General features: G+C 39.0%; 14 protein-coding genes. 8 read left to right on the forward strand and 6 right to left on the reverse strand.

Annotated features, from left to right (window positions below; translation table 11 throughout):
- The first annotated feature begins 61 nt into the window (after positions 1-61).
- Positions 62-1,084 carry a hypothetical protein gene (locus I6E82_RS07320; protein WP_197117353.1) on the forward strand — a complete coding sequence of 341 codons (1,023 nt, stop codon included), beginning with the start codon at positions 62-64 and terminating at the stop codon, positions 1,082-1,084.
- A 4-nt stretch (positions 1,085-1,088) separates the two neighbouring features.
- On the opposite strand, the gene I6E82_RS07325 is transcribed toward I6E82_RS07320, so the two are convergent.
- On the reverse strand, positions 1,089-1,331 hold the full coding sequence (locus I6E82_RS07325; protein ID WP_007583900.1) for a hypothetical protein: 243 nt from the start codon (positions 1,329-1,331) through the stop codon (positions 1,089-1,091).
- 208 nt (positions 1,332-1,539) lie between these two features.
- Here I6E82_RS07325 and I6E82_RS07330 point away from each other — a divergent pair, with 208 nt between their 5' ends.
- Positions 1,540-1,989: a methyltransferase family protein gene (locus tag I6E82_RS07330; protein WP_024592359.1), complete on the forward strand. Its 450-nt coding sequence runs from the start codon at positions 1,540-1,542 to the stop codon at positions 1,987-1,989.
- Positions 1,990-2,077: 88 nt separating this feature from the next.
- Here the strand turns inward: I6E82_RS07330 and queC are convergent, their stop codons facing one another.
- A complete protein-coding gene (gene queC / locus I6E82_RS07335; RefSeq protein ID WP_007583902.1) occupies positions 2,078-2,734 on the reverse strand; it encodes a 7-cyano-7-deazaguanine synthase QueC in 657 nt (218 codons plus the stop codon).
- Between the two features lie 145 nt (positions 2,735-2,879).
- Here queC and queE point away from each other — a divergent pair, with 145 nt between their 5' ends.
- The 5 genes from queE to I6E82_RS07360 all read left to right on the forward strand — a co-directional run bounded on the left by queE (position 2,880) and on the right by I6E82_RS07360 (position 9,078).
- Entirely contained in the window at positions 2,880-3,545 is a 666-nt protein-coding gene (gene queE / locus I6E82_RS07340; protein ID WP_002960417.1) for a 7-carboxy-7-deazaguanine synthase QueE, read from the forward strand.
- Between the two features lie 285 nt (positions 3,546-3,830).
- On the forward strand, positions 3,831-4,574 hold the full coding sequence (locus I6E82_RS07345; RefSeq protein WP_197117355.1) for a class I SAM-dependent DNA methyltransferase: 744 nt from the start codon (positions 3,831-3,833) through the stop codon (positions 4,572-4,574).
- A 445-nt stretch (positions 4,575-5,019) separates the two neighbouring features.
- Complete coding sequence (locus I6E82_RS07350; RefSeq protein ID WP_197117357.1) at positions 5,020-5,256, forward strand: hypothetical protein; 237 nt, start codon at positions 5,020-5,022, stop codon at positions 5,254-5,256.
- 26 nt (positions 5,257-5,282) lie between these two features.
- Positions 5,283-6,092 carry a glycosyltransferase family A protein gene (locus I6E82_RS07355; protein ID WP_197117359.1) on the forward strand — a complete coding sequence of 270 codons (810 nt, stop codon included), beginning with the start codon at positions 5,283-5,285 and terminating at the stop codon, positions 6,090-6,092.
- The gene (locus I6E82_RS07360; RefSeq protein ID WP_197117361.1) at positions 6,070-9,078 is read left to right on the forward strand and encodes a glycosyltransferase family 2 protein; all 3,009 of its coding nucleotides are present in this window, start codon (positions 6,070-6,072) and stop codon (positions 9,076-9,078) included. Before I6E82_RS07355 ends, I6E82_RS07360 begins: the two co-directional genes overlap by 23 nt.
- Here I6E82_RS07360 and I6E82_RS07365 read toward each other — a convergent pair.
- The 4 genes from I6E82_RS07365 to I6E82_RS07380 form a co-directional block, all read right to left on the reverse strand.
- Entirely contained in the window at positions 9,031-9,810 is a 780-nt protein-coding gene (locus I6E82_RS07365) for a hypothetical protein (protein WP_197117363.1), read from the reverse strand. The genes I6E82_RS07360 and I6E82_RS07365 overlap by 48 nt on opposite strands.
- A complete protein-coding gene (locus tag I6E82_RS07370) occupies positions 9,807-10,538 on the reverse strand; it encodes a class I SAM-dependent methyltransferase (protein WP_197117365.1) in 732 nt (243 codons plus the stop codon). Before I6E82_RS07370 ends, I6E82_RS07365 begins: the two co-directional genes overlap by 4 nt.
- A gap of 560 nt (positions 10,539-11,098) precedes the next feature.
- Positions 11,099-11,578, reverse strand: coding sequence for a thioredoxin-dependent thiol peroxidase (gene bcp / locus I6E82_RS07375; protein WP_197117367.1), 480 nt, complete (start codon positions 11,576-11,578; stop codon positions 11,099-11,101).
- Between the two features lie 11 nt (positions 11,579-11,589).
- A complete protein-coding gene (locus tag I6E82_RS07380) occupies positions 11,590-12,123 on the reverse strand; it encodes a glycine cleavage system protein R (protein ID WP_170072963.1) in 534 nt (177 codons plus the stop codon).
- 359 nt (positions 12,124-12,482) lie between these two features.
- On the opposite strand from I6E82_RS07380, the gene bamC reads away from it, so the two are divergent.
- Positions 12,483-13,544 carry an outer membrane protein assembly factor BamC gene (gene bamC, locus I6E82_RS07385; protein ID WP_197117369.1) on the forward strand — a complete coding sequence of 354 codons (1,062 nt, stop codon included), beginning with the start codon at positions 12,483-12,485 and terminating at the stop codon, positions 13,542-13,544.
- Positions 13,545-13,604 lie beyond the last annotated feature (60 nt).

Genomic DNA, 13,604 nt, shown 5'->3' on the forward strand with positions numbered 1-13,604 from the left:
CATTGACGACGTAATGTGTTCATAGTTTATATCGCACAACGCGAGTTTATTTGGTTTATTTATGTCAGATAACAAGAGTCACATTAATCATTTGCTTAGCAATGAGCAAAAATGGCAACACAGTTACGAGCAACCTATTTCTTATGCACCCCTTGTGCAATTGGCTAATAGTAGCTGGGTGGTGCCACAACATTTTTTACGTTACAAGCACACGCTTGAAAGCATAAACGAAGTGCTTGAGAGTATAGAGTTTTCGGCTCACTTTAGAGTGCTTGCTGCACAAAAAGGTGAAGAAATTTACCTGCAAGTAGCAGTGCTGAGCCCAGATAACTATCAAAAAAGTGCTTCTGCAAATGAAGGCAAAGCCAAAAAGCTATTATTTGGCAGACGCTGGATAGTAGAGGAAAACTTACCAACATCAGAGCTTATTCAAACTGCATTTTTAGCGTTAAAAGTAGCGCGTGAACATGAAGTAAGAGAGCTTTTTCAGTTAATGCAAAGCGGCGCAACAAGTACGCCATTTAATAACCATCACGACTTACCGGTAATGGCTCAAAACCCTGAGCTTGTTAAAAGTGAAAGTGCTGAAAGCCGTGTTGATGAAGTGCTTAAACGTATTGTATTTGCAGGAAAAAGTATTGAGCTTAAGAGCCAGCAGCAAATAGCCGAGCAACATTTATATACTGTTGAGCTGTTGTGTGAAGATTGCCAACTTAGCGAGTTTAATAAAAAAACAATCGCGTTTTTAACAGCAGATCCATCCGCTAATAGCTTTTTACACGCCTTAATTACAGCATTAGTAGCCACAAGCAATGATTACGTAAACGAGCAATTTAAGTACAAAGGTTTTGCCCGCTTTAGTAAACACGTTGTGGTTGAACAAATAGGTAACTTAAGTATCGCTATGCGCTCGCCAAGTACCGTAGGGCTTTGCTCTATGGGTAAGCAACATGCTAATCAGTTAAATTTTGAGATAGACAGCGGGCGAGCACCACAGGGCTGCGGGCAAGCTATTGGTGGGTTTTTAGCTGCTCACGGCATTGAGCAGCCAGAAAATGCACATTTATATCCAAATTACTTATAACAATTTAAAGCTTATTAATTTCATCTTTAACGCTAAAGCTTGAATCGGTAACAATAGCCTCAAGTGTTTGTACACGCTCTTTTAATGCAAGCACTTGTGCATTTGTTTCAGCTAATTGTTTATGGGCATCGCTGTTGTTGTTTTGCATTTTATGCTTAAACTCAAGATGCTTTTTATACATATCGTAAACCACTCCTGAGCCAACCGAAATTAGCACAATAAGTACAATCATCGTAGTTCCAGACATAATCTCATTCCTTATCATTTTATTATTCGTTTATGCTTAAAGTATAACCTTTAAGCGCTTTTGATAAAGCTGACAATTGTAACTTAATTTGTATACTTTACTTAAGCTCAGCTTTGAGTGTGTTCATCATTTATACACTTTAGATATTGTTTAATGGCTGCATAGCCACCATGTAATAAACATACTTTAGCCAATACAGTGAGTTGCCATGTTAAATAATAAAATACCTCCCGTTATTGTTGTGCTGTTTTTTGCAGGCATAATGGCGCTTATTGCGCATTACAGTGTTATTGATTTCACCGCATTTATTACCTACTTAGCAGCAAGTTTGGTCATTATAGGGTGTGTTTTTTGTATTGCAGGGGTGGTGAGTTTTAAAATAGCAAACACCACTGTAAACCCTAATAAACCTGAGCAAGCGACAAAACTTATTACGAGCGGTATTTATCGGATTTCGCGTAACCCAATGTACGTAGGTTTTGCATTTATTTTAGCAGGGTGGGGTATTTGGTTAAGTTCCTTGTGGGCACTTTTATGTATTATAGGGTTTATTGCGTATTTAACGTTTTTTCAAATAATACCCGAGGAGCGTGCGCTCACTAAATTATTTGGCGAAGAGTTTACCGCCTATAAAGCGCGCGTAAAACGCTGGTTGTAATCTTTACGTTAAAATTAAACAAACAAAAAAGGCTATCGATGATAGCCTTTTTTTGTTTACAGCAATTGTATTACTAATTAATTGGTGCTTATTCGTATTCTAACGGGTCTGTAATGTTATTTAGTGCAAATGCTTCAAGGCGTTCTTGGCACGCGCCACATTTACCACAGGCCTTTTCACGGCCGTTATAACAAGTCCACGTTTGGCTGTAATCTAAACCCATTTCAATACCGTCGGTTAAAATACCAATTTTAGTATTGTTTAAGTATGGGCTAAAAATTTCTACAGCGTCGTAATTTGCAATACGACATACATCATCCATTTTTTGCACAAATTCAGGACGGCAGTCAGGGTAAATAGCATGATCCCCAGAGTGAGCGCCGTAATAAACTTGGCCAGCTTTAAGTGATACCGCGTAACCAACAGCAAGCGAGAGCAAAATCATATTACGATTAGGTACAATCGTACTTTTCATGCTTTCTTCTTCGTAATGGCCTTCAGGCACATCAATGTCATCAGTAAGTGATGAGCCACCAATAAGTTGGTTAATCGCCGAAATATCAACAATTTTGTGTGGAACGTTTAATTTTTCACACACACTTGCCGCCACTTTAAGCTCTTTTACATGACGCTGACCATAGTCAAATGATAGGGCATATACATCATGGCCTTGTTGCAGGGCTTTATTTAATACGGTAAATGAGTCCATACCGCCGGAATAAATAACAACTACTTTTTGCGTCATATCTGTTTTGCTCTTAGTTTTAATAGAGGTTTATATCAGGGCGCGATATACTACACGGCCGCAGCTTAAATAACAATTTTTGCACAGCGCTTTTTGGTTTTTTAATAGTAGCAATTTGGCTGCTAGGTAGTAAGTGAGATCTCTTTTGTACAAAATTAATGAAGTGTTTGAAACCATTCAAGGTGAAGCTAGCTTTACTGGCACACCCTCAATATTTTTACGTCTGCAAGGCTGCCCAGTAGGCTGCTCTTGGTGCGACACTAAGCAAACGTGGGATGTTGATAATGTATATAAAGTATCGCTGGACGAAACCGTAGAAAAAAAAGCCGACTCAGATCATTGGGCTAACGCCAGTGCAGAGCAAATTTTAGCGTTGTTTCAATCACGTGGTTATACCGCAAAGCACGTAGTAATTACCGGCGGCGAGCCATGTATGTTCGACTTAAATCCAGTATGTAACTTATTACACGAACACGGCTTTAGTACACAAATAGAAACCAGCGGCACGTTTGAAATACTCGCCCCAGAGCAAACATGGGTAACGGTATCGCCAAAAATTAACATGCGCGGTGGTTATGAAGTACTTACCAGCACCATGAAGCGTGCAAACGAGATTAAACACCCCGTTGCTATGCAAAAGCACGTAGAAGAGTTAGAAGAATTATTTGCTAAAACAGGCGTTAATCCAAAGCTGGTTTACTTACAGCCAATTAGCCAAAAAGTATCAGCAACCAAATTAGCAATCGACACCTGCATTGCCAAAAACTGGCGCCTATCAATACAAGTACATAAGTATTTAGGAATTAGTTAAAGCCAGCTTAAAGTTATAGTACGTAGGTTGGGTAGAGCGTAGCGAAACCCAACGAATCTCCAATTCCACACCGTTTTATAACAACGCTCTATAATATTTAAATACACAGGCCGTATAAGCGAAGCGCCATCCGACAACCCTGTACTTTATAGCCTGAACTCTATAGCCTGTACTTTATAACCTAAGATTACATCTACCCTAAAGCTCATATCTTCTTCGTTAATTGTGCTAATTAGTTTACTATGCGCGACTTAAAAATATTCTACTACTTACCACTAGGCTTATATGTCCGCAAATGCACTCTACACCGACCTTTCTGATTACTACGACTTAATGTGCGCAGATATAGATTATCAAGCCCAAAGCAATTCTATTCACAGGCTGCACCAAATTTTTGGTAATGGCGCAAACACCCATCTCGATTTAGCATGTGGCACCGGCCCGCATGTACGCCACTTTATTGATTACGGCTATAAAAGTAGTGGGCTTGATTTAAACCAGCCAATGCTCGATAAAGCAAAAGTTCGTTGTCCAGAAGCGCAATTTTCGTTGCAAAACATGAGTGAATTTAAAGTAACCGAGCAATTGGATTTAATTACCTGCTTTTTGTATTCAATCCATTACTGCGACAGCATTAATAAGCTAAAAGAATGCCTTGCTAGCGTACACAGCGCATTAAATGTAGGTGGAATATTTTGTTTTAACACGGTTGATAAAAACAAAATCGACAGCGATTCATTTGTAGAGCACACAGCAAAAAGAGAAAATAGCTTCTTCACATTTCGCTCTGGTTGGCACTACAGTGGCACTGGCAGCAAACAGTTATTAAAACTCAATATAGAAAAAACCACCGCAGAAAAAACACTCGTATGGCACGACGAGCACCCAATGGTTGCTTTTAGTTATACCGAGCTTAAAGAAGCCTTAAAACCGTACTTCGAAATCCACATATTTGAACATGACTACGACAAAATAACCCCATGGGCACAGCGCTCAGGCAACGCCATTTTTGTCTGCGTAAAAATTTAAGACAAACGCGTAGGTTGGGTAGAGCGTAGCGAAGCCCAACGATAAAAGGCTCTATCAATTTGTTTCGGTACTTTGTATTTTTGCATTGTAAATGGTTAAAAATAACAAAATTAGGCGTTAATTAATCATGATGTGTGAAGTCAAAATTTGACCCTGAGGGAGCAAAACTATGGTATTCTAGTTGCTATTACTCGTTAGATTCGACATGAATGTAAAGCATCGAGGGAGTGGTGAGATTAGATATCGCAAACTTACAAATTATATAATTTTGTATTTCTAACACCTTCCAATTCTATTCTTCTCAATGTAGCTCTCATAATCGAGCGTGTTTTAGTCAATACTCCGAACATGACAAATATAGACCTATGATATAAAATTTACGAGAACTGAGCTTGGGATTTGTTGAACGTAAGTTTTTCTACAAAAAAGAATCGAAAAGAATAAAGTGACTTATCAATTAAAACCCCAGCATAGAGAGGTATTAGAAGGCTTAATGTTAGCTCTAAGTCTAGCTATTTTGTTCTATGATGTATTTTGTGATCAAAAGAGTGCATTTAAAGATGAGTCTTTTTTCTCAGTTCAAGCTCCAAGTAAATATCTGCAAGGTCTGGCAATCCTAGTAGAGCAACTTGGCACCACCTTAGATGAGCTAATTGAGTACCTGCGGCAGGTTGATTATTGATGGAAGTTGTTGCATTAATGGCTTCAATGCCGCGGTTTAATTCGCTTATAGATATATCGTTACCTTCAATAGCCTCTCAAACAAGGCCTCCGGAACGAATAGTATTGGTCACCGATAGAGTTGCTTTATCTGAGTCAGAGCAGTCGAGTATCACTACAACAGTCTCTCCTATACCGGTTACATTTTTAATTAATGAACGTTGCCAAGGAGCTGCGGGGGCTTGGAATACAGGCCTAGCCTATATTAATGAGTGTCACTCTAAGTGCTACGTGGCCATTCTTGATGATGATGATTATTGGCTTACAAATCATTTAGAACTGTGTTTAACACATTCACAGCGAGGAGCTGTAAGCTTGGTGTTATCGGGAATCTCGGTCATAAAAGAAGGGCATGCAGTAACTAGTAATATTCCTAACAAACTCAAACAAAGTGATTTTTTAGTCGGCAATCCTGGCTGGCAGGGCTCAAACACATTTGCACAGTGTCAGTTGTTAATAGATGCTGGCGGCTTTAGTGATGGCCTTGTGAGTAGTAACGATAAAGATTTGGCCATAAGGGTGTTAGCTATTACTAATATCAAGATTGAGTTTACACGAGCAGTAACTGTTTGTTGGAATTTAGGAATGCACTCAACAGCCTTATCAGCTAGAGGTTCCAAACAAAAATTATTGGGTTGTGCTCAGTTTATCTTACTGCATGGTCACAGAATGACTCGACCTCAAAAAGAACAATACTTTGAACGAATTTCTTCATTATTTGCTATTTCGGAGCAAGCAATAGTCAATGAGATGAACACTAATAAGGACATTAGAATTGCAGCAGGATCACTCTCATAAAGATAAACGGCCCTTAACTGTAGGGTTAGCATTACGTAAACTGACAATGATAAAAGAATGTGGATTACATTATAAAAATGCCCCAGTCATCATCGGTATTAATCTATGTAACCAAGCAGAATTTATTGCTCAAGCGTTACATAGCGCATTATCTCAATCGTTAGTCGACAATATCACTGCACAAATTGTCATTCTCGATGATCAATCGACCGATAATTGGCAAGCACACTGTAGTACCTTGCTCGAACATCCTAGCGTAACAATTTTAAGCGCATTTTGCGGCTCTCCAGCCAGAGCCCGCAACCAACTCTTAGATTATGCATCTACCACTACGGCTCACTGGGTAGCACGGCTGGATGCTGATGATATGCTGGATAACGCGAGAAGCGTTGAGTCTTTATGGTTAAGAGGTGAAGCTTCAAATGCTGACTTTGTTATTGGAAGTAATAGATTAAAACAAGATAACCAGCTTTTAAGCGTTACCAATATTGCTAAACCAGAAGTATTACTTAATCCAATCAGGCTTACCGGATTTATTGAGGCATTTTGCCATGGGCAGTCTGATAATGAACTACCATCATGCAATTTGTTACTTAACACTAGGGTTATTGGGCGATATCCAAATATTCGAAGTGGAGAAGACCATTGGTTAATTGCACGTTTATTATTGTTACCAGAATATAAAGGTGAAATTGTAAGTTTGCCTTACTACTCTGTTTACACTTTGAATGGCATAGATACGAGAAACAATAAGCAAAAAACGATTTGGACAGAGCAGAGACATCGCTTAGCCGTTGCAGCAAAACAATGGATGCAGGTACAAGAATTACCATTTCAATATCTAGGCTCAGGGCAAGAAGGGGTGGTCATTCAAAAAGGAAACAAAATTGAGAAGTCTTTTTATCCTTGGGCAATCGATGATGAACAAGTCAGCTGGTTAAAACAAGCCTTACCTAGTAACAACATTGTCCCTCAAGTGAGCTGGCACAAGCAAAACGGACAATGGAGTTACAGCACCCCTAATTTATATACCTCTGAGATGCAATTACCTGCGTCAGCCATTGTTGCTGCTCAATTTTTACAAGGAATGTATGCGGCAGGGATTTGTGGCTTAAATATAAAAAGGGATAATATTCGCCAAATGAAAGATGGCAGCCTGCATTACATTGACGTTGGAAGTGATATTCAACCTCTTACGGCGAGCAAGTTCTTAGATATGTCTGCAAGATTATATGCCATTGCTATATTACAGCTACCCGATGAAGAATTAGTTAGGCGAGCATCTTCAACCCCTCAAGAGCAATCTTTATCGAAATTAAAAGGCTTTGCAGACTTCTATTTAGCTTTAATCGAAGCGTTACATCCTAATGTGGCATTAAGTAAACCTGATACGCCAACTTGCACCAGTGTAGGAGTAGATCAGGATACAACATTACTGATTAAAGCGTGTGCCCAGGATGCCGATGTGCTGTTCGTACAAGTGAGCCATATCGTTACACAGTTAAATTACCCTAAAAAATTTAAACAGGTATTACTATTACTCGATAGCTACCAAGGACCATTTTTACGTCAATATAAGAAAGGTGATTTTAACCAGTTGCTCACATCTGCCAACGAGCTAGTAAACAATGGCATAGTCGATGAACTTCTTATCGCTCCCACTTCAAGTGATGCAATATCAACTAATTACAGCCAATGGTTTGGTGCATCAAAGGTTACACAATCACATACCACTTCACTGGCACCGCTTTTTTCACAGATATGGGCGTTTAATCAAGCCAATACACGGTATGTATTACAGTGTGACTGTGATGTGTTGGTGGGGCGTAAAAACTGGCAACATGATTATATTGCAGACATGAAAGCAGCATTACTCGACCCTAGAGTGATTAGCGTAGGATTTAATATACCCAAGTCTACAGATGCATTCTTACCCTATTTTGGACAAGAAGGGCAATTTGCTCCCGAAGTCAGAATGGGCTTGTTAGATCTCGTTAAAATTAAGCAAACACTGCCAATCAATAACCCTATAATTAATGATAAATACACATTAACTTGGCACCGTGCTTTACAGGCACATCAAAAGGCAACAGGGCTTAGTTCATTACGTGGGGGAGATCCTGCCACTTTCTACATTCATCCCCGCAATGAAGATAAACAAATAGCAACACTCGATCAGATAAGGGACTTGGTTAGCCAAGGTTGTTGCCCTGTTGATCAAGAAGAACAATTTGATTTAATTAGGCATGCCAATTGGCAATATCCTAGGCGCAAAGAAGCTTTGATTTTCTTATTAAAAGGACGCTTCACCATGATACATAAGCTTGAAAGATGCTTAGATAGTCTACGTATGCAATCCAATCAATCATTTGGGATTATCTTAATAGATGATGCCAGTGGGGCGAGTCATAATTGGTGCTATCCAATATTGCTCGATAAGCTATTTGATCGTACAACCTTGATACGTCACCAACACAACCAAGGGCGAGTACGTAATTTTATCCAAGCTATTTCAGATGTTTGTGTTAATGATGACAGTATCATTGTGATATTAGATCAAGATGACTGTTTAATGCGACATGACGTTGTTCAGCATATCGTGGATGCCGCTAATCAAGGTGCTGACTTAATCCACATGCCCATGTTCCGCCCTAATAAACCACTAAAACTGTACCACCCCAGCTACAACAATATTAGGCAAAAAGGGGGCGGAAATGTGTGGGCTCATCAGCGTGCATTTAAAAAGTCTTTATTTGATAGCGTTCCACACGCTTATTTTAAAAAAGATCATGATTGGATACCATCGGTGACTGATTATGCCACTATGTTACCAATGTCTGAGGCAGCTAAAGCCCCTGTGTTTATTGATATTGGCTATTCATACTTCCACCAGCGAGCAGAATACTCTTCAGATACAAAAGCAGAGCAAAGGCAATTATTAAAAGCTATCTTTGCAAAAGAGCCTTTGAGCACTGAACACCAATGATTGCTGGCACCATGCTAATTTTATGTGGGTATCTGCCAGATATTGGGATGCTTCATTATGATACAGCCACCAATTACTGGTTCGCTGTTGGCCGCGCTTTAGGTAAAAATAGCACTCTGCATGCTTCAAGCTTTCGATGGAACTGTTATTGAGCCAGCAGTCTGCCGAAATATTACCAATGAGCTTAGCCAAGGTAATATCATTAGGTGCTATAGCGAGTCCTTTTAATAGCGAGAAAGGATCTGATACATTGAGTTTACCTGAGCTCGGTTTGTGTAAGTGCAATGCCTCCCAATCGAAGCGCTGGTCAAATCTATGCATTAACGCATAGCATCTCTCTCCTAGCCAGTTATGGAAGTGGCATGGGGTAGGGATGTTGGCCGATAATGTCGCTGAGCGGGCTATAGAAGGGAGTAAGTTCATGCCAACAACTCTAGCTTTTATATTGCTAGCAGTTAATGTCGCCAGTAAAGCCGTGCCACTTGATGGAACATTGTTAAGCTCAGTCTGCAGTAAACTATGTAGTCTATTTAGCTGTGTTTTAAACCCATCAAAAGGCAGTCGCCCTTGAATAGTATATGATGAACTGAGCCCTGATATTTTTTGGTTCTGAATTCTGCAAACGCCAACAAGCTCATTAAAACCATGATTAAATACAATGATATTGGTGTTGTTAGATAATGAACATACATCAATATCTTTAGCACCATTGCCGAGCACTAACCAGTTCATCGTTTTTGTATTATCACAATTAAGCGTTCTTCGGTTTTCTTTATTTGATGTATCAATGCTTTATGACGCAGGGTGTTATTGACATTGATTTGTTCACCAAAACGATTGCTAATGATAAGGTCCTCATTAACAACATCAAAATTCCATTGATGTAACCCATAGTATTTAGCCGCTTTACCTTCATTACGATAATGGTTCAAATAAAAATAACACTTAGGCTTTAATACCGTAATAGCTTCTTCAATAACGTTAATAGGATTAAGGCAGTGATCTATGCTGTTACGTGCATGAATTAAATCAAATGAGTTTTCCTCAAACTGCTGACTAAGTCGTTCTCCCTCACCGTAACGAGTCCAATACTTAGGCTGTAAATCAAGTGCTGCCAGTATTTGACGGTATTTATCTGCCATAGGGTCGATAGGTACTAACTCGACTTCATGTCCATTATGTATTTTGCCGACTTTACTCACTGGCCCAGCACCAATATCTAACACTTTTAAATCCGTTGTTGTATCAAAGGGAAGTAACTCGGCTAGATCTGCTTGCAAAGGTGTATCGTGAGCAAAATGAGGGGCTAATTTATCACGGTTATTTAATAAGTTTTGTTGATGGAATTCATCACCCACTAACAGCAATGCCAACTTCCATTTTATAAATTGGCTAAAGCCTGTATTAGGCAAATAAGGCGATATAGCCACAAAGAAACATCTATATAGTGTTTTACGCAAAATTCAGTTACCTATAAAATCCGTTGCGCCATTATGATACACCAATATAAATTGGCTTTGTGGGTAACGCTATACATTAAAATCTCCAGTAATAACTCCGTCTATTTAATTACTTTTCTCATCAATCTTTTCCCCGCAATTATAACAATCGTCTGTGGGAAGCTTATAACTAGAAATAGAGCGCATTACTTGGTTTTTCTTACAGGCAGGGCAGGCGTAATTAATTACAGAGATTATAAGCGCAATGGCAAAAACGAAACTACCGATATAAAACGGGTTTGAGTAAAATTGCATACTTGGCTCTGAAAAATTAAAACCGATAATACAGATGATTAAGGCAGTTAAATAAAGTTTAAATTTTAGGCTTTTATTCAAGGTTTAAATATCCAATTGGCAAGGTGCTAATAATAAGTGCTTTGGCAGTTTTAACAAATTATTTACTCAATTACTATTTAAGTTTTATATAGCGCAAATGTATAGGCATAAAAAAAGCGTTGCCCTTGAGCAACGCTTTTTTGTATTTGTCTAATCGCTGGTAGCTAACTTACTCAGCCGCTAGCTTATTCTGCTGCAAGATAATCTAGCACTACTTGATGGTGATCTTTGGTTTTAAACTTATCAAATAGGTGTTTTATTTTACCGTCTTGGCCTACTAAAAATGTTAGGCGGTGAATACCATCGTATTCTTTTCCCATAAATTTTTTGTAACCCCATACCCCAAATGCTTCAGCAATGGCGTGGTCTTCATCGGCTAATAAATCGAAATTAAGCTCTTTTTTAGTTTCAAAGTTTTTAAGGCGCTTAATTGGATCTGGGCTAATACCTACAACGCGGGTGTTAAATTTAGCAAGCTGTGCTTGCTTATCACGTAGGTTTTCGGCTTGTACAGTACAACCCGGCGTTGACGCTTTAGGGTAAAAGTACACAAGCACTTGTTGCTCTTTTAACAGCTCGCTTAATGTTACTGTTCCGTCGTTTTGGTTTTGTAGGCTAAAAGCGGGTGCAGTATCGCCAGCTTGTAATGGACTAATTGTGTTCATGTTTAGCATCCTTAACGAATTCGTTTAAAAATATAATCTACGTTTAGTGTGTGAGAAAGGCTCTCAAAACTAATTTTAAATTGATCTATATCTACATCAACTGGAATATTAAATTCGATTTCACAACGCATTTTCATGTCGATTTTTTCATCGAATGTATCTGACTTTAATGAACAAATGCTGATGTTGTTATCGGCAAAAAAGCGAGTTACTTTGCTCAATGTGCCAGGGGTGTCTATGCCAGTGTATTCTAGGGTGTAACCTGCACAAAACTCACTAGGAGTATGACTCGCTGTACGCTTCATCATAGTTAGCAGGCCAAGTTCCATGGCTTTAGTAGGCAGTACGTGCTCTATGCGGCTTATTGCCGACATGTCGCCGCTGAGTAGCATTATGAAGGTAAATTCGCAGCCTAAAATAGCAATACGGCTGTCAATAATGTTGCAGTGGCAATCGCTAACCAGTTGGGTTAGTTCACTTACAATACCGGGTCTGTCTTCGCCAATCGCTGTTAAAACAATTTGATGATTTGAAAATGCAGTCATGAGTTCAAATACCTTGTTACTTGGATTATATCAACCGAGTTGGCAACACCAAAAATACACACGAGAAGTTGCACGGCGGCGAAGTTTAACACAAAAAGGGCTCTAAACTACAGCACACGCTAATTAAGCGCTTTTAAAGTGCGGTGTTTCTTGTTTTTACTGGCACGGGAAAGTACCATAGCTAAAATTTGCTTATTTGCGCTTAGTTTTATTGCTAAGTTGAAGTGCTGAACTTTATTGCATTTAGGCAGCCAAATAATAAATGTAAAGTTAATATTGATTTTACACTGAACCAAATCGGCATTACCCACTCATATATTTGTTAAAACAATTAAAGGGTATGCTAAGGAGAAATATCTGTGCAGTATTGGATCCCAAAAGCACTTGCAGTAAGTGTATTGGTAAGTTTATCAGGGTGTAGTGTATTTATTAATAAGGCACATGACGAACGTAACTATCGTACGCATGAGCCTGTAAAAGCACCAACGTCGTTATCTCAACCAGCTCAAGACCCAGTTTATAAAATGGATGTAGGTCAATACGACAACAATCCTGAAGCTACAAATTACCGCCCACCGGCACAAGTATTAACAATTGCTAAAGGCAGTTGGGTAGAAGAGACAGATAAACAAGCGCGTATTTATTTTGATAAAAACGATGGCATTGCTGATTTAGATGAATTTCTTTGGGACACGATTCAATCAGTCCTCGCTGATAACAATGCAGGAACCACTAAAGAAGACAAGCTACTAGGTACTATTGAAACTGATTGGTACTCAATCATTAAAACCGAAGAAGGTTTTTGGTGGTGGGGCGATGAAGTTAACGATGACTTAGAAAAATTTAGATTCACTATTGAAGAAAAGTCACATCAGCGTACTGCGTCTTTACGTGCAGAGCTGATTGATTTTAAAGGCGACCATACGCTAACTGATTTGTTAAAGCAGCAGTTAGAAGTACGTGCGCTTAACCAAGTAGTGAGCGAGTTTGATTACCGTTACCGTCAACTTGAAGTTGATATGCGTAAACGCCAAGGTATTATTTCTCTTGAAATGGGCTTTGATAACAAAGGTAATGCAGCACTTGTAACTGAGCAATCTTACGAAGCTGTGTTTGACCGTTTCTCTGGATTTTTAGAGCGCTTGTCGTTCACTATTGTTGAAATTAACCCAGATACGGGCTTAATTACTGCTGATTACACTAAACCAGAAACAAGTGTTTGGGATTCAATTTGGGGTGATGACGTAGCTCAACTACCTATTGATGAAGGCCAATACCAAATTTTAGTAAGTAAAACTAAAGAAGGCGGTACTAGCTTAACGTGGATGGATGACAAAGGCGAAACGCTTGAGCCAGGTACTATGAATGGTTTACAACAAGCATTAGAAGCAGCACTCATTCAGCGCGGCATTAAAATTTAAATAATAATAAGTTTTACCACAAAAAGAGCGATATGCTCTTTTTGTGGTTTTTATAGGTTA

The sequence above is a fragment of the Pseudoalteromonas sp. NZS11 genome (genome assembly GCF_015864765.1).
GTDB classification, from domain to species: domain Bacteria; phylum Pseudomonadota; class Gammaproteobacteria; order Enterobacterales; family Alteromonadaceae; genus Pseudoalteromonas; species Pseudoalteromonas arctica.

Bases quoted from the DNA above. Each gene is read 5' to 3' on its own strand.
- I6E82_RS07320 (WP_197117353.1), top strand. From the start codon at position 62: ATGTCAGATAACAAGAGTCACATTAATCATTTGCTTAGCAATGAGCAA.
- I6E82_RS07325 (WP_007583900.1), bottom strand. From the start codon at position 1,331: ATGTCTGGAACTACGATGATTGTACTTATTGTGCTAATTTCGGTTGGC.
- bcp (WP_197117367.1), bottom strand. From the start codon at position 11,578: ATGAACACAATTAGTCCATTACAAGCTGGCGATACTGCACCCGCTTTT.
- I6E82_RS07380 (WP_170072963.1), bottom strand. From the start codon at position 12,123: ATGACTGCATTTTCAAATCATCAAATTGTTTTAACAGCGATTGGCGAA.
- queC (WP_007583902.1), bottom strand. From the start codon at position 2,734: ATGACGCAAAAAGTAGTTGTTATTTATTCCGGCGGTATGGACTCATTT.
- I6E82_RS07365 (WP_197117363.1), bottom strand. From the start codon at position 9,810: ATGAACTGGTTAGTGCTCGGCAATGGTGCTAAAGATATTGATGTATGT.
- I6E82_RS07330 (WP_024592359.1), top strand. From the start codon at position 1,540: ATGTTAAATAATAAAATACCTCCCGTTATTGTTGTGCTGTTTTTTGCA.
- I6E82_RS07345 (WP_197117355.1), top strand. From the start codon at position 3,831: ATGTCCGCAAATGCACTCTACACCGACCTTTCTGATTACTACGACTTA.
- I6E82_RS07355 (WP_197117359.1), top strand. From the start codon at position 5,283: ATGCCGCGGTTTAATTCGCTTATAGATATATCGTTACCTTCAATAGCC.